Annotated in this window: 13 protein-coding genes and 1 pseudogene; 4 read left to right on the top strand and 10 right to left on the bottom strand. The window is 73.5% G+C overall.

Annotated features, from left to right (window positions below):
• Nucleotides 1–13: 13 nt before the first annotated feature.
• From ACFC0G_RS07780 to ACFC0G_RS07770, 3 genes are all read right to left on the bottom strand, one after another.
• Nucleotides 14–241, bottom strand: a complete 228-nt coding sequence (locus ACFC0G_RS07780; protein WP_125741086.1) for a ferredoxin family protein — start codon at nucleotides 239–241, stop codon at nucleotides 14–16.
• 106 nt (nucleotides 242–347) lie between these two features.
• Nucleotides 348–1,115, bottom strand: coding sequence for a GntR family transcriptional regulator (locus tag ACFC0G_RS07775; protein WP_376398844.1), 768 nt, complete (start codon nucleotides 1,113–1,115; stop codon nucleotides 348–350).
• Between the two features lie 169 nt (nucleotides 1,116–1,284).
• Nucleotides 1,285–2,193, bottom strand: a complete 909-nt coding sequence (locus ACFC0G_RS07770) for a MerR family transcriptional regulator (protein WP_376398841.1) — start codon at nucleotides 2,191–2,193, stop codon at nucleotides 1,285–1,287.
• Between the two features lie 132 nt (nucleotides 2,194–2,325).
• On the opposite strand from ACFC0G_RS07770, the gene ACFC0G_RS07765 reads away from it, so the two are divergent.
• Nucleotides 2,326–3,873: an alpha/beta fold hydrolase gene (locus ACFC0G_RS07765; RefSeq protein WP_376398838.1), complete on the top strand. Its 1,548-nt coding sequence runs from the start codon at nucleotides 2,326–2,328 to the stop codon at nucleotides 3,871–3,873.
• A 182-nt stretch (nucleotides 3,874–4,055) separates the two neighbouring features.
• On the opposite strand, the gene ACFC0G_RS07760 is transcribed toward ACFC0G_RS07765, so the two are convergent.
• From ACFC0G_RS07760 to ACFC0G_RS07740, 5 genes are read right to left on the bottom strand one after another with little or no spacing between them, the layout of a single operon-like run.
• Complete coding sequence (locus ACFC0G_RS07760; protein WP_376398835.1) at nucleotides 4,056–4,865, bottom strand: ABC transporter ATP-binding protein; 810 nt, start codon at nucleotides 4,863–4,865, stop codon at nucleotides 4,056–4,058.
• Nucleotides 4,862–5,848: an ABC transporter ATP-binding protein gene (locus tag ACFC0G_RS07755; RefSeq protein WP_376398832.1), complete on the bottom strand. Its 987-nt coding sequence runs from the start codon at nucleotides 5,846–5,848 to the stop codon at nucleotides 4,862–4,864. Before ACFC0G_RS07755 ends, ACFC0G_RS07760 begins: the two co-directional genes overlap by 4 nt.
• 5 nt (nucleotides 5,849–5,853) lie before the next feature.
• Nucleotides 5,854–6,723 carry an ABC transporter permease gene (locus ACFC0G_RS07750; RefSeq protein ID WP_376398829.1) on the bottom strand — a complete coding sequence of 290 codons (870 nt, stop codon included), beginning with the start codon at nucleotides 6,721–6,723 and terminating at the stop codon, nucleotides 5,854–5,856.
• A complete protein-coding gene (locus tag ACFC0G_RS07745; protein WP_376398826.1) occupies nucleotides 6,720–7,673 on the bottom strand; it encodes an ABC transporter permease in 954 nt (317 codons plus the stop codon). The genes ACFC0G_RS07750 and ACFC0G_RS07745 overlap by 4 nt, the downstream gene beginning before the upstream one ends.
• Nucleotides 7,673–9,310, bottom strand: coding sequence for an ABC transporter substrate-binding protein (locus ACFC0G_RS07740; RefSeq protein ID WP_376398823.1), 1,638 nt, complete (start codon nucleotides 9,308–9,310; stop codon nucleotides 7,673–7,675). Before ACFC0G_RS07740 ends, ACFC0G_RS07745 begins: the two co-directional genes overlap by 1 nt.
• Nucleotides 9,311–9,441: 131 nt before the next feature.
• Here ACFC0G_RS07740 and ACFC0G_RS07735 point away from each other — a divergent pair, with 131 nt between their 5' ends.
• A complete protein-coding gene (locus ACFC0G_RS07735) occupies nucleotides 9,442–10,527 on the top strand; it encodes a LacI family DNA-binding transcriptional regulator (RefSeq protein ID WP_376398821.1) in 1,086 nt (361 codons plus the stop codon).
• Between the two features lie 11 nt (nucleotides 10,528–10,538).
• On the opposite strand, the gene ACFC0G_RS07730 is transcribed toward ACFC0G_RS07735, so the two are convergent.
• Complete coding sequence (locus ACFC0G_RS07730) at nucleotides 10,539–12,173, bottom strand: amidohydrolase (protein ID WP_376398818.1); 1,635 nt, start codon at nucleotides 12,171–12,173, stop codon at nucleotides 10,539–10,541.
• Nucleotides 12,174–12,268: 95 nt separating this feature from the next.
• Here ACFC0G_RS07730 and ACFC0G_RS07725 point away from each other — a divergent pair, with 95 nt between their 5' ends.
• Both ACFC0G_RS07725 and ACFC0G_RS07720 read left to right on the top strand, forming a co-directional pair.
• Nucleotides 12,269–12,985: a TetR/AcrR family transcriptional regulator gene (locus ACFC0G_RS07725; RefSeq protein WP_376398815.1), complete on the top strand. Its 717-nt coding sequence runs from the start codon at nucleotides 12,269–12,271 to the stop codon at nucleotides 12,983–12,985.
• Between the two features lie 7 nt (nucleotides 12,986–12,992).
• Nucleotides 12,993–13,094, top strand: a pseudogene (locus ACFC0G_RS07720) (DUF4232 domain-containing protein); the annotation flags it as partial.
• A gap of 16 nt (nucleotides 13,095–13,110) precedes the next feature.
• Here ACFC0G_RS07720 and ACFC0G_RS07715 read toward each other — a convergent pair.
• Nucleotides 13,111–14,457, bottom strand: coding sequence for a hypothetical protein (locus tag ACFC0G_RS07715; RefSeq protein ID WP_376398812.1), 1,347 nt, complete (start codon nucleotides 14,455–14,457; stop codon nucleotides 13,111–13,113).
• Nucleotides 14,458–14,518: the final 61 nt, after the last annotated feature.

The following is a 14,518-nucleotide window of genomic DNA, read 5'->3' as shown; positions in this document are numbered from 1 at the left end:
GGGGTTCGGCCTTTCACCGGAGCAGGTAGGGCATGTTGACGGTGACCGCGCCGGTGGGGCAGCGGGCGGCGCACGGGCCGCAGTACCAGCACTCGTCCACGTGCATGTACGCCTTGCCGTTGTCCTCGCGGATCGCGAGCGAGTCGAGCGGACACATGTCGACGCAGAGCGTGCAGCCGTCGATGCACTTCGACTCGTCGATGGTCACGGGCACGTCGGCGCGCTGGGGGACGAGAGGCACGGCTGTCTCCAGGAAAGGGGTACGAGAAGGGGGAAGTGGGGGTGCGTGAAGGGGGCGTGGGGGTACGAGGACGGGGACGTGGGGGTACGAGATGAGGGGTGTGGGGTCAGAGGGAGCGGCGCAGGACGCCGCTCATGGTGATGCGGTCGCCGCGGAACCGGATGAACTCCAGGTCCACCGGCCGTCCGTCGGGCAGATGCGTGAGCCGCTCCAGCATGAGGACGGCCGCCCCGCGCGGGGCCTGGAGCACCGCCGCCGAATGGGCGTCGGCGTTGACGGCCTCCAGAGTGATCTCGGCGTGCCCCAACGGGCCGCCCGTGAGCTGCTCCAGGAGCCGGAACACATCCGTGTTCTCCAGGTCGCAGCCCAGCAGTTCACCGCCGATGTCCATCGGCAGGTACGACAGGTCCAGCGAGAGCGGCAGCCCGTTCAGGCGGCGCAGCCGCTCGATGCAGAGCACGTCCGCGTGCTCGGGCAGGCCGAGCCGGTGGGCCACCGGCCCCGGCGCTCCGACCGGCCCGACCGTACGGACCTCGTTCGTGACCCTGCCGTGCTCGTGCAGGGTCTCGGCAAGCCCCTGGAGGCGCTCCAGACCGTGCGGGAACTTCTCGCACACCACCACCGTGCCGACCCCCGGCTGCCGGGCGACGATCTGCTCGCCGCGCAACAGGTCGAGTGCCTGCCGGACGGTGTTCCGGCTGGCCCGGAAGTCGGCGGCGAGCGCGTCCTCCAGCGGCAGCACCCCGTCGGGGAAGCCGCCCGCCAGGATCTGGTGACGCAGCAGGTCGGCGAGCTGCCGCGCCCGGTCCGCCCGCAGGCGCCGACGGCGGGCGGCGGCGAGCGGGAGGGCGGCGGAAGCGGGTTCGGCTGGCATGCCACGGAACGTAGCGGCGGACGGGACCGGGTGGTGTTGCCGCAGTATTGCGCCACCTGACGGCCTCTCCGCACGCCTCTGACCTGCGGCGACGTCGGGAGCATGGCGAGATCCGCCACCTGGCCGCCCAGCGTGTGGACGCCGGGTGCCCACGATGCGGATGGTCCCGTCAGACGGCCCGGGCCTCGACCTGGGCGTGCAGGGCGACGGAGAGGTGGTGATGGAGGGCGCCGAGGACCGGTTCGCCCGGGGCGAAGAGACCGGTGGCGAGCTTCCAGTAGCGCTGGATCACGGGACCGTCGTTCCGGGCGAGCAGACCGAGGAGACGGCGGCGGAATGCGGGGGTGTCGGGGGCGCCGAGCGCCAGCGCGTACGCGGCGACGAAACAGTCGAGAGCCTCACCGCGTACGGCCGTCGAGGACGCGGCCAGCGCGTACGCCTCGGCCAGCCCCTCGTACAGCACCTCCGGCCGGTACTCCCCGTCCGGCAGCGGCGGCGCCGGCCGGAACTCCGGCCGGTCGACGCGCGGATCCGTGACCAGCTCGTGCAGCCGGGCGAAGGCCAGCACCTGCGCGGGGCTCGGCTCCCGAGGGGGCAGCGGCACCACGGAATCGAGGACCGCCGACACGGTCCTGGCCGGCAGCCGCACCGGCAGCGTCCGCCGCCAGAACCGGACCAGGGCGGTCGTGTCGGGCGGCATGCCCACGGCGCCGACCAGCCGCAACCGCTCGGCGCGCTCCCCGGCCGCGCAGTCCCGGACCAGCCGCAGCGACGCCTCGCGCCAGCGCAGCGCGGCCAGTTGGGAGGTCACGTCGCGCAACTGCCCCGCGACGACCTCCTCCAGGGCCTCGTCCCGGTCGAGGACCCGCTCCACCTCCGGCACCGGCAGATCGAGGGCGCGCAGCGAACGGATGAGCCGCAGCCGCCCGAGCGCCTCGGGCCCGTACCGCCGATGCCCACCGGAACTGCGCCCCGCCTCCGGGAGCAGACCCCGGTCGGAGTAGAAACGCACGGTCTTCACGGTGACCCCCGCCCGCTCGGCGAGGTCCCCGATGCTCCACAGCCCGTCGGACTCCACGGGTCGAACCCTACGTCGGCGCCCCCGAAGTTCCCCCCGAAGCTCCCTCTTGGACCTCGCTCTTGAATCTCCCCCAAGGGGAGTTCCTAGCGTGGCCGCGACGCATCGACCAGGAGTCACGAGGAGACGATCATGACGACGTTCGTGCTGGTGCCGGGGGCCTTCACCGGGGGCTGGGTGTGGGAGGAGACGGCCGTACGGCTGCGGGAGGCGGGCGCGGAGGCGTACCCGGTGACGCTCAGCGGCTCGGGCGACCGGCGCGGCGAGGCCGGGCCCGGCACCGATCTGGAGACTCACGTCGAGGAGCTGGTGCGGCTCGTGGACGGGATCGGGGCGACCGACGTCGTCCTCGTGGGGCACGGTTACGGGCTCCATCCGGTCCTCGGCGCCGCCGACCGGCTGCCGGAGCGCGTCTCCCGGGTCGTCGCCCTCGACACCGCCCTCCCGCAGGACGGCGAGGCGCCCGTACGCTCCGTGCCCGACCCGGAGGTCCGGGCCCGGCTCGCGGACCCGACCCGGGCGGCCGAGAACCACGGACCGGTCCCGCCGCCGACGCGCGACACCTGGCCGCGCTGGGGCAGCACCGAGGGCGTCCCGGCCGCGGCGCTGGACCGCCTGGAGCGGCTCGCCGCCCCGCAGCCGCCCGGCACGCTCACGCGCCCACTGCGCCTGACCGGTGCCGGCTCCGCCCTTCCGGTCACCGGCGTCCTGTGCACCGCCAACGGATCGAGCATCGACCTGGTCGAGATGCTGGTGGAAGTGGGCCCGCCGCAGATCCGGGCGCTCGCCGACGACCGGGTGCGCTTCCTCGAACTGGCCACCGGCCACTGGCCGATGCTCTCCGTCCCCGAGGAGCTCGCCGAGACGCTGCTGCGCGCGGCGGCCGGAGAGGGCCACCGGGTGAGCGCCCCCGAGCGCGTCCACGCCCCCGAACGGCCCACGCACCTCCTGCCGTTCCTCCTGGACGTCCCCGAGGCGCCGCGCGAGCGGCGGGGACGGGTCGACCTCCACCTGCCGGAAGCCGACGGGCACGCCGGCGACTCCGCAGGTGCGCCCCGGCCGGCCGTGGTCTTCGTCCACGGCGGGCCGATCGCCCCCGACCAGCGGCCCACCCCGCGCGACACGCCGTTCTTCCTCGGATACGGCCGCTACGCGGCGAGCCTCGGTGCCGTCGGCGTGACCCTCGACCACCGGCTGCACGGCCTCGCCGACTATCCGCGGGCCGCCGACGACCTCGCCGAGGCGGTCGAACTGGTCCGCGCCGACCCGCGCGTGGACGGCGACCGCATCGCCCTCTGGTTCTTCTCCACCGGCGGACTCCTCGCGGCGGACTGGCTCGCCGCGCCCCCGCCGTGGCTGCGGTGCGTGGCGGCGAACTACCCCGCCCTCGCGCCGCTGCCCGGCTGGGGCGCGGTGGAGTCCCGCTTCCGGCCGGTCGACGCGCTCGGTCCGGGACCGGGCGCGCCGCCGGTCGTCCTCACCCGGGCCGGACTCGAACACCCCGCCTTCGCGGCGACGGTCCAGGAGTTCCTGGACGCCGCCGCGAAGAGCGGGGTGGAGGTCGAACTCGTCGACGTGCCGCTGGGCCACCACGGCTTCGAACTGACCGACCCCAACGACGCGTCCCGCGCCGCCGTGGAACGCGCGATGCGCGCCGTCCTCCGGCGGCTGCGGGCCTGACCCCCGGGCGGCGCGCCCGGTCACCGAACCGCGCGCCCGGTCACCGAACCGCGCGCCCGGTCACCGAACCGCGCGCCCGCGCACGAGGCGCCCGAGGCGTGCGACCGGTCACCGGCCCCCCGACCGGTGACCGGCGACAGGTGACCGGTGGCCGCGACGCTCGTCGGCCCACCGGTGGTCCGTCAGCTCGCCGCCGCGAACCCGCCGCGCCGGGGCACGGAGTCGAGCAGGAGCCGGGTGTACGGGTGCTCCGGGGACTCCAGTACGCGCGAGGTCGGGCCGGCCTCCACGACCTGACCGGACTTGAGGACCATCACCTCGTCCGCGATGTGCCGGACCACGGCCAGGTCGTGGGTGACGAACAGGTAGCCGATGCCCGAGTCGCGGCGGATCGTGGCGAGGAGTTCGAGGATCTGCGCCTGGATCGACACGTCGAGCGCGGCGACGGCCTCGTCGAGGACGAGGACGCGGGGCTCCACGGCGAGGGCGCGGGCGATCGCCACGCGCTGCCGCTGCCCGCCGGACAGCCCGCGGGGGAGGGCCGAGGCCTCGCGCGTGCCGAGCCCGACCTGGTCGAGGAGCTCGGAGACCCGGGCGGCGCGGGCGGTCGCGTCGAGGGCGGTGTGGAGGCGGAGCACCTCGTCGAGGCAGCCGGAGACGGTGATCCGGGGGTCGAGCGAGAGGTACGGGTCCTGGAAGACCATCTGGATCTCCCGGGCCCTGGCCAGCCGTTCGGCCCGGCCCCGGGGCAGCGTGGAGCGGTCCCGGCCGTCCAGGCGGACGGTGCCGCCGTCCGGGCGCTCCAGACCGACGAGCATCCGGACCGTGGTGGTCTTGCCGCTGCCGGACTCGCCGACGATCGCGAGGGAGGAGCCGGGCGCCAGGGTGAAGGACACGCCGTCGACGGCCGTGTGGTCGCCGTACACCTTCCGCAGGCCGTCGACGACCAGGCCGGTCTCGACGACCGGGGCGTCCTTTGTCGACACGGTCACAGCATGATCCCTTCGTCGGCGCGGTGGCAGGCGGCGAGTCCGTCGCCGTGCCGGGCGAGGACCGGCTTCTCCTGGGAGCAGCGCGGTACGGCGTGGGCGCAGCGCGCGGCGAAGGCGCAGCCCGGCGGCGTCTCGGCCAGGGAGACGGGCCGTCCCGGGATGGGCCGGGGCGCGGGGGAGCCGGGTTCGATGCCCGGCGTGCAGGCGAGCAGGCCCGCCGTGTACGGGTGGCGGGGCCGGTCGAACAGCTCGTCGGTGCCCCGCGTCTCCACGATCCGGCCCGCGTACATCACGTACACGCGGTCGCAGACGGCGGAGGCGAGTTCGAGGTCGTGGGTGACGAAGAGCATGCCCGTGCCGCGCTCGGCCCGCAGGCGGGTCAGGATCCGGATGATCTCCGCCTGGGTCGTGACGTCCAGGGCGGTCGTCGGCTCGTCGGCGACGAGCAGCGCGGGTTCGGAGGCGAGCGCCGCAGCGATGACCACCCGCTGGAGCATGCCGCCGGAGAACTCGTGCGGCCGACGGCGCAGCGCGCCCTTCGGGTCGCGGATGCCGACCGCTTCGAGCAGCTCCAGGGCCCGCGCGGTCGCCGCGGCCGGCGGGGTGCCGGCCGCGCGCAGTCCCTCGGTGAGGAAGTCGCCGACGCGGCGGAGCGGATTGACGGAGGCCCGCGGGTCCTGGAAGACCATGGAGACCTGCCGGGCCCGCAGCGCGGCCAGCTCCGTGCGGTTCATGGCGAGCACGTCACGGCCCGCGACCCGGACCTCGCCGGTGGTGCGGGCGCCCCCGGGCAGCAGTCCGAGGACGCTGCGGCAGGCCACCGACTTGCCCGAGCCGGACTCGCCGACCAGACCGACGCTCTCCCCGGCGCCGACCCGCAGGCTGACGCCGTCCAGGATCGGCCGTCCGGCGCGGCCCTCGGGGAGCCGGACGTCGAGCCCGTCGATCTCCAGGACCGGCGTCGTGCCGCTGTGTTCCTTCATGCCGTTCACCGCTCACGCTTCGCGATCCGGTCGGCGAGTCCCTCGCCGACGATGCCGAACGCCACCACGGCGAGCACGATGCACGCGGAGGGCGCGAGGGCGGGCAGCATCGCCCCCTGCTGGACGGCCGACTGGCCTTCGTTGATCATGGCGCCCCAGTCGGCGGTCGGCGGCTGCACGCCGAAGCCGAGGTAGGAGAGCGCCGCGAGGTCCATCAGCGCGTACCCGAAGTTCATCGCGGACTGGGCGAAGACCGTCGGGGCGATGTTCGGCAGCAGGTGGCGCAGGCAGACCGTCCACCCGGACCAGCCCTGCACCCGGTACGCCTCGATGTACGGGCGGGCCTTCTCCTGGCGCGCGATGCCGCGCACGAGCCGGCCCACGTACGGGGTGTACGCCACGGCCATGGCGATCACCGGCGCGGTCATCCCGGAGCCGACGACGGTCACGAGCAGGATGGCGAGCAGCAGCCCGGGGATCGCGAAGACCATGTCCATCGAGCGGGACAGGAGCGTGTCCGCCCAGCCGCCGCGCCAGGCCGCCACGACGCCGATGAGGGTGCCGAGGAGGGTGGAGACGGCGACGACGAGCAGCGGCCCGAGGAGTCCGGTGCGGGCGCCGTAGAGCAGCCGGGACAGGATGTCCCGCCCGGACTGGTCGGTGCCGAGGAGGTGGTCGCCGCTGGTCCCGACGAGGCTCGACGTGAGGTCGACGGCCTCGGGGTCGTACGGGGCGAGGAGGGGCGCGAGGACGGCGACCAGGACGAGGGCGACGAGCACCGCGACCGAGACCGTGAAGAGGGGACCCTGGCCGAGGGCGCGCAGCCGGCGGAGGCCGGGCCTGCGGTACGGCACCGTGGAGGTGGTGGTGGTCATGAGGAGCCTTCCCCGTGGAGCGACAGCCGGGGGTCGATGAGGGGCGCGAGCAGGTCGACGGCGAGGTTCACGAGGACGAAGGCGGCGACGCTGAGCAGGGTGATCGCCTGCACCACCGAGAAGTCCTGGGCGGTCACCGACGACACGAGCAGCGAGCCGAGCCCGGGCACGTCGAAGGCGGTCTCGACGATCGAGGTGCTGATGAGGAGGCCGGCGAGCATCGTGCCGCCGACCGTGACGACCGGACCGAGGGCGTTGCGCAGGACGTGCCGGCGGACCACGGTCCGGCCCGCGACGCCGCGGGCGCGGGCCACCTCGACGTGCTCACGGCCGAGCTCGTCGAGCATCGCGGAGCGGGTGACCCGGGCCAGCAGCCCGGCGAAGGTCATCGCCAGGGCGAAGGCCGGCAGGGTCAGGTGGTAGATCTGCTGGGAGAAGCCCACCGGGGTGCCGCCGGGGCCGGGGAACCAGCCCAGCTGCACCGAGAAGACCGACACGAGCACGATGGCGCTCACGAAGGACGGGGTCGCCGTGGCGACACCGGTGCCGATGAGGACCGTCCGGTCCAGCGGGCCGGGGCGCAGCGCGGCGAGGATCCCGGACCCGACGCCGATCAGCGTGACGAGCAGCGCCGCGTACGCGACGAGCAGCGCCGTGCTGGGCAGCCGGGAGCCGATGAGGTCGGCCACGTCCTGGTGGAACTGGGCGGAGGTGCCGAAGTCGCCGGTGAGGACACCGCCGAGCCACTTCGCGTACTGGACGGCCAGCGGGTCGTCCAGGTGGTACTCGGTGCGCAGGGCCGCCACGGCCTCGGGCGTCGCGGGGCGGCCGTGGAGCAGGAAGGTCACCGGGTCGCCGGGGGCCAGGTGGATGGCGCCGAAGACCACGAGGGAGGTCACGAACAGCACCGCCACCAGCCCGAGGAGCCGGCCGACGAGGTATCGGGTCATTACTTCGCGGCCCCGATCGTCGCGGCCCACGGGTAGTACAGCTGGGCGATGCCGGTGGGGGCACCGGTGATGCGCTTGCCGAGGAAGACGTTGTAGGGCGCCTCGTACACGGGGATGCTCGGCAGTTCGCGCAGCGCGATCTTCTGGAGCTCGGCGGTCTTCTCGGCGCGCTTGCCCGGGTCGGGCTCCGAGTTGGCGCGGTCGAAGGCGACGTCGTACTCGGCGTTCGACCAGTTGCCGTAGTTGCCGAAGTCCCCGGTGCGGAAGTACTGGTAGAACTCCAGCGGGTCGGGCGTGTTGTCGTACCCGTTGGTGATCACCAGGTCGAGGCCGGCGCGGGCGTCGGGGTCGACGAAGATGCTGCTGTACGCCTCGGGGGCGACGGACTTCAGCTTGATGTCGAGGCCGATCTGCCGGCCGGCGGCCTGCACGGCGGTGGCGACGATGCTGATCTCGGGGGCGAGGGTGCTGGTGACCAGGGTGATGGTGCGGCCGGAGGCGCCGGACTCCTGGACGAGCTTCTTCGCGGCCTCGACGTCGTAGACGGGCTCGGGCAGCGTGTCGTACAGCTCGGCGGTCTTCTCCGGGGCGAGCGACCAGGCGCCGCGCGCGGCGGGGGCCTTCGCGGGGACGCCGACACCGCCGGCCGCGGCCTTGACGATGTTCTTCCGGTCGAGGGCCATGGAGAGGGCCTGGCGGACCTTGAGGTTGCCGAGCGGGCCGTGCAGGTCGAGGACGGCGAGGTCAGCGGCGGCGGTGTTCGGGCCGAAGAGCAGCGTGCCCTTGCCGCTGGTCCGCAGCTGCTGGATCGAGGACGTGGGCACCATGTACCCGCCGTCGGCGGTGCCGGAGAGCATGGCGCTGGTGCGCGCCGCCGGGTCCTCGATGAAGGTGAACTTGACGGACTCCGACTTGGGCGCGAGCTTCGGGTCCCAGTAGGCGGCGTTCTTCTTCAGGGTGATGCCGGAGCCCGCGTCCCAGGATTCGAGGGAGAAGGGGCCGGTGCAGTTCACGCCGCCCTTGGGGGTGCCGTAGTCCTTGCCGGCCTTCTTCAGGTACGCGGCGCTCTCGATGGTGCCGGGGGAGGCGGCCATCAGTTCGTGCAGCAGGACGTCGGCCTTGCCGAGGCGGAGGGTCACCTCCAGGGGACCGGTCTTCTCGATCGAGTCGACGTTCTTGAAGGCCGAGCCCCACGGCGAGCCGGTCGCGGGGTCCATCTGGCGCTTGAGGGAGGCCACGACGTCGTCGGCGGTCATCGTCGTGCCGTCGTGGAACTTCACCCCGGAGCGGAGGGTGTAGACCAGCGTGCGCGGATCGGGCTGCGCGTACTTGACCGCGAGACCGGGCTCGATCTTCATGTCGGGCGTGACCCGGAACAGCTGCTCGCACACGTTGGCGAGCACGGTGTTCGGCGGGTAGTCGTACGCGAGGGCGTAGTCGAGCGTGTACGGCTCGGCGTAGAGGGACCACGTGAAGGAGTCCAGGGTGCCCTTCGCGGGCGGCGAGGTCGGGGTGACCTCGTAGCCGGGCCCGCCGCCGGGGGCGGCCGTGGGCTTCGTGGCGCCGGAACAGGCGGCGGTCGTGGCGGCGAGGGCGGCGGTACAGGTGAGGAGCGCGATGGTTCTCGACATGCGCATGCAGACCCACCCCTTTACGGGTGTAGTGACGGGCGCTGGGGGGATGGAGCGAGTATTAATGCGGGAACGTTCCCGCACAAGGTCCTGCGGGAACGGTTTTGCAAAGGTCAGGAGGGTGGCACCATCGGTTCATGACCTCTGGATCACGGCACGGCGGGCAGCACTCTTCACCCACCCCGCGCGTCCGTCTCGTCGACGTCGCCCGCGAGGCGGGCCTGTCCAAGACGACCGTCTCGGCGGCTCTCAACGACACCGGAAGGCTCTCTCCCGAAGTGCGGGAGAAGGCCCGTGAGACCGCGCGCAGAATGGGCTACCGGCCCAATGCCACCGCGCGCCAACTACGCGCGGGTCGAGCCAAGTTGATCGGATACGTGGTGGGGGAGATGGCCGACGCCCCCGCGGTCTTCCTGGAGTCGCCGTACTTCGCCCGGCTGACCGGGGCCACGGCGGCGACCGCGCTGCGACGCGGCTACGCCATGGTCCTGCTGCCCGCCGGATCCCTGCAGAACGAGTGGTCCGAGCTGCCGCTCGACGCCGTGGTCGTCACCGACCCCGGTGCCGACGACCGGATCGTCGACGACGTGCTCGCCGCCGGCATCCCGGTCTTCAGCGACCGCTCCGTGGAGGGACGGCCCGGGGCGTACTGGGTGGACGTCGACACGAGCGCCGCCGTCCGTACCGCCCTGGACCACTTCCGCGAGCAGGGCGCCCGGAGACCCGTCCTCGTCGTACCCGACAGCACCACCCGCTTCCATGCCGAGGTCTTCGCCGCCCACCGGGAGTGGTGCGCGGAGCACGGCCTGCCGGAGCGGGTCGTGCGGGTCGCGGAACACGGCAACGGACCCGTGGTCCGCGCCGTCGAGACCGCCCTGACGGGAGGACCGGCGGGCGCGGAGGACGGCGGTCCGGCCGGCGGTGACCGGCCCGACGCCCTCCTCGTCGTCGCCGAGGCGAGCCCGCCCCTCGTCCTGGAGGCGGCGCGCCGCCACGGTTACGACGTACCCGGCGATCTGCTCCTCGCCTGTGTGAGCGAGGACGTCACGGCCGAGCACACCGAGCCGCCCGTGACCACCCTGAGCCTGCGGCCCGAGGCGATCGCGGAGGCCGGCATCGACCACCTGGTGCGGGTCCTGGAGCACGGCGACCGGGAACCGGCCGGGACGCTCGTCCCGACCCGCCTCGACGTCCGGGCGTCCTCGGTGCGGAAGCACGGCTAGATCCGGACCCGTCAGCTCGCGTGGACGAGCTTGCCGCCGACGTAGGTCCGCTCCACCCGGGCCTGACCGATCTCCTCCGGCGGCGCCGTGAGGATGTCGCGGTCCAGGACCACGAGGTCGGCGAGGTTCCCGGCGCGCAGGCTGCCCGCGTCGTCGTGCCCGTTCACATGGGCGGTGCCGGCGGTGTAGGCGGCCAGCGCGGTCGGGAGGTCGAGCCGCTGCTCGGGGTAGAAGACCGGCGCGTCGGCGGACTCCGGGTCGCGGCGGTTCACGGCCACGTGGATGCCCGCGATCGGGTCGGGGCTGCTGACGGGCCAGTCGCTGCCGGCGGCGAGCGTGGCCCCGGCGCGGACGAGGTCGCCGAAGGGGTACTGCCAGGAGGCGCGCTCCGCGCCGAGGAACGGAATCGTCAGCTCGTCCATCTGCGGCTCGTGGGCCGCCCACAGCGGCTGGATGTTGGCGATGGCGCCGAGCGCGGCGAAGCGGGTGAGGTCGTCGGGGTGGACGACCTGGAGGTGCGCGAGGTGGTGGCGGTTGCCGCGCCGCCCGTTGACCGCCATGGCGGCCTCGATCGCGTCGAGGGCCTCCCGGACGGCCCGGTCGCCCAGGGCGTGGAAGTGGACCTGGAAGCCGAGGGCGTCGAGCTCGGTCACGTAGCCGCGCAGCGCGTCGGGGTCGACGAAGCTCAGACCCGAGTTGGCGGTGGCGCAGCCGCAGCCGTCCAGGTACGGGGTCGTCATGGCGGCGGTGAAGTTCTCCGCGACGCCGTCCTGCATGATCTTGATCGAGGTCGCGCGGAACCGGCCGGCGTTCAGCTTCGCGCGCCGGGCGACCAGCTCGGGGATCTGCTCGGCGCCGCGCTCGCGGTCCCACCAGAGCGCGCCGGTGACCCGGGCGGTGAGCGTGCCGTCGAGGGCGGCCGTCAGGTAGGCGTCGGAGGGGTCGGGCTGCCCGTGGAACTCACCGAGCATGGCGTCCTGCCAGCCGGTGACACCGAGGGAGTGCAGCAGCGACTGGGCGCGGTAGAGCCCGGCGAGGCGGTCGGCGTCCGACATCGGCGGCACCAGGTGGCCGACGAGGCCGGCGGCGCCCTCCTGGAGCATGCCGCTGGGGGTGCCGTCCGCCTCCCGCTCGATGCGGCCGTCCGCCGGGTCGGGGGTGTCGGCGGTGATCCCCGCCAGCTCCAGCGCCCGCGTGTTGGCCCAGGCGCCGTGGTGGTCGCGGTTCGACAGCAGGACCGGCCGGTCCGGGACGACCGAGTCGAGCAGCTGCCGGGTCGGCAGACCGCCCTCGAAGCTCTCCATCGACCAGCCGCCGCCGGAGATCCACTCGCGGTCCGGGTTCGCGTCCGCGTAGGCGCGGACCAGGCGCAGGTACTCGTCGACGCTGACGGTCTCCGACAGGTCGCACTGGGCCAGCTCGGCCCCGGCGAACACCGCGTGGACGTGGGCGTCCTGGAAACCCGGGACCAGCAGCTTCCCCGTCAGGTCGACGACCTCGGTGTCCGGGCCGATGAGCTCGCGCACCTCGTCGTGGCCGACGGCGGCGATCCGCTCGCCGATGACGGCGAGCGAGGTCGCCCGGGTGCGGGCCGGGTCCACCGTGAAGACGGGACCGCGGGTGAAGACCAGATCGGCCTTGGCCATGCGAATGCTCCAGAACAAGAGGCGGCAGGTGGTTGGGCGCTATGGAAGCGGCAAGGCCGTTTACACGTCAATGGTGTTGACGTAAGGTCCCGGACATGTCCGAACGCGTGGTCCCCGAAAGCAGCCGACAGCGCCGCCGCCCCACCAAGCAGGGCGCCGTCCTCTCCGAGCAGCTGATCGTCGACACGGCGCTCCGCCTCGTCTCCCAGCACGGCGCCGAAGCCCTGTCGGTACGGAGGCTGGGCGCGGCGCTCGGCTCCGACCCCAGCGCGCTCTACCGCTACTTCCGCAACACCGACGCCCTCCTCCTCGCGATCGCGGACGAACTCATCGGCCGGGCGCAGGAGAGCTGGACGGCGACGGGCGACTGGCGGGAGGACCTCCGCTCGATGGGGCTGCGGATCCACGCCTGCTACCTCGATCATCCGCAGGCCGCGGTCCTCGGCGCGTACCGCACGACCGGTCGCCCCCACGAGACCCGGGCCGTCGAGCGGATCCTCGGCATCCTGCGCTCCGGAGGCTTCCCGGACCCCCTCGCGGTGCGCATCTACCACGCCTTCGTCGACCAGGCCCTCGCCTTCGCCGCCCAGGACGCCGCCGCGGCGGCCCTGCCGCCCGCCGCGAGGGAGGGGGACCAGGAGGTCTGGCAGTCGGTGTACGGCAGACTGTCGCCGGACACCCACCCGAACATCGCCGCGACCTACCCGCTGCTCGCCGCCGACATGCAGGACAGCGGCTACCCCTTCGCCCTGGAGCTGATGCTCAGCGCGGTGGCGGCACTGCGCCCCCAGGAGGCCACCCCGCACGCGTAGCGCCGCCGCGCTCCCCGGCGCCGCTCCCGTCATGGTGACGCCCGAGCTCGACCTCGGCACGACGGGGAAGCTCGGCATCGGCCCCTGGAAGAAGGACGGCACGCGCTGAGAGCTCCGGGCGCCCGTCAGGGATGCGAGAACACGCCGACCATGCGCGTGCCCGGATTGCTGCTCAGACCCACGATCGCGCCCCCGTCCGCCCGGTTCGCCCGCGCGTGCGTCCCGGCGTACCCGTCGTCGGTGAGGAAGACCCCCAGGACCGCGATCCAGTCGTCGACCGTCCCCGTCGCCGGGTCGTACACGGGCTCGGCGCGCGGGACGACCCGCTCCTGGGCCACGTAGCCGCCGTGCTCGACGGCGACGGACAGCGCCGCCCGCCACTCGGACTCGGTGCTCTCCCAGCCGACGAACGTGTCCAGACCGCCGTACCCGGCCCCGGGCTTGAGGATGAGCCGCTCCCGCCGCTCCCGGCACAGGTCCACGATCTCCGCGACCCCGGCAGGTCCGGACCCGCTCACCGTGCGGCTCCACGGCAGCAGCCGCTCGACCAGAGCCCGCTCGGCGTCGTCGAACGCACCGCTCCACCGGGGGTCGGTGAGCAGCGAGAGCGCGCTCTTGTTCCCGTAGAAGCCGCTCTCCAGGGTCGTGAACAGCACGGTCCTGCCCGCCTCGTGGGCGCGGAAGAACGGCTCCGCCACCTCCGGCCCCGCCGGATCCTCCCACAGCTGACCGGCCGCGAAGTTCCGCACGACCAGGTCGAGCGGCGTCCCGTCCAGCGTCAACTTGCCGTCGGGGCGCGTGCGGACGTCCCCGACCTCGCCGATCCGCACGTCGAGACCGTGCGCGGCCATCGCCTCCTGTGTGGCGATCATCATCCGGCCGTACGCGGCGACCCCGCCGCGCCCCTCGATCAGCCCGACGACCGGCTCCGCCCCGCCCGACACGGCCGGCTTCGCCCGCTCCCGCAGCACCGCCGCCATCCGGGCGCCGATGTCGACGTGGCCGAGCCCGTGCTTCCGCGCGAAGGCGCCGAACTCCGGTACGCCGAGGAGCCCTTCGTTGAACACGGCCAGTTCGAGACCGCCCACCTCGCTGCCGAGGTTGAACTCCAGGAGCTTGTACGAGGTGCCGTCGTGGTACGCGTCGGCGCGGCCCAGCCGGTCGGGAATCCCGGATCCGCCCCGGCGGAGCAGCGACACGAGCCGGGGGTCGATCCCGATGGCCGCCCCGTACCGCTCCATGTCACCGTCGAACAGCCGCCGCGGCAGCGACACCAGGAGGTCGAAGAGGCCCCCCAGGTCCCGCGCGAAGGCCTCCGTCTCCGCGGCGTCCACGAACCAGGGCCGGTGCAGCAGGTACGACCGCCAGGCCTTCTCGAAGCCCGGGGGGAAGGCGGCCCGGGCGACGGCCCCGCCGAGGTCGCCGTCCCCGTGCAGGCACTCGTCCACGAATATCCGGCTCAGTTCGGTCATGTGTATCGCTCGCCTCACGGAAGAGATCGGGTACGTGCTCCGAAAGGCGAGAAGACTACCG

It is taken from the genome of Streptomyces sp. NPDC056169, from assembly GCF_042268445.1.
In the GTDB taxonomy this organism is placed as follows: domain Bacteria; phylum Actinomycetota; class Actinomycetes; order Streptomycetales; family Streptomycetaceae; genus Streptomyces.
The sequence above is the reverse complement of the archived record's forward strand: the minus strand, read 5'-3'. Positions and strand labels throughout refer to the sequence as shown.

Bases quoted from the DNA above. Each gene is read 5' to 3' on its own strand.
- ACFC0G_RS07775 (WP_376398844.1), bottom strand. From the start codon at position 1,115: ATGCCAGCCGAACCCGCTTCCGCCGCCCTCCCGCTCGCCGCCGCCCGC.
- ACFC0G_RS07765 (WP_376398838.1), top strand. From the start codon at position 2,326: ATGACGACGTTCGTGCTGGTGCCGGGGGCCTTCACCGGGGGCTGGGTG.
- ACFC0G_RS07755 (WP_376398832.1), bottom strand. From the start codon at position 5,848: ATGAAGGAACACAGCGGCACGACGCCGGTCCTGGAGATCGACGGGCTC.
- ACFC0G_RS07750 (WP_376398829.1), bottom strand. From the start codon at position 6,723: ATGACCACCACCACCTCCACGGTGCCGTACCGCAGGCCCGGCCTCCGC.
- ACFC0G_RS07745 (WP_376398826.1), bottom strand. From the start codon at position 7,673: ATGACCCGATACCTCGTCGGCCGGCTCCTCGGGCTGGTGGCGGTGCTG.
- ACFC0G_RS07740 (WP_376398823.1), bottom strand. From the start codon at position 9,310: ATGCGCATGTCGAGAACCATCGCGCTCCTCACCTGTACCGCCGCCCTC.
- ACFC0G_RS07735 (WP_376398821.1), top strand. From the start codon at position 9,442: ATGACCTCTGGATCACGGCACGGCGGGCAGCACTCTTCACCCACCCCG.
- ACFC0G_RS07730 (WP_376398818.1), bottom strand. From the start codon at position 12,173: ATGGCCAAGGCCGATCTGGTCTTCACCCGCGGTCCCGTCTTCACGGTG.
- ACFC0G_RS07725 (WP_376398815.1), top strand. From the start codon at position 12,269: ATGTCCGAACGCGTGGTCCCCGAAAGCAGCCGACAGCGCCGCCGCCCC.
- ACFC0G_RS07715 (WP_376398812.1), bottom strand. From the start codon at position 14,457: ATGACCGAACTGAGCCGGATATTCGTGGACGAGTGCCTGCACGGGGAC.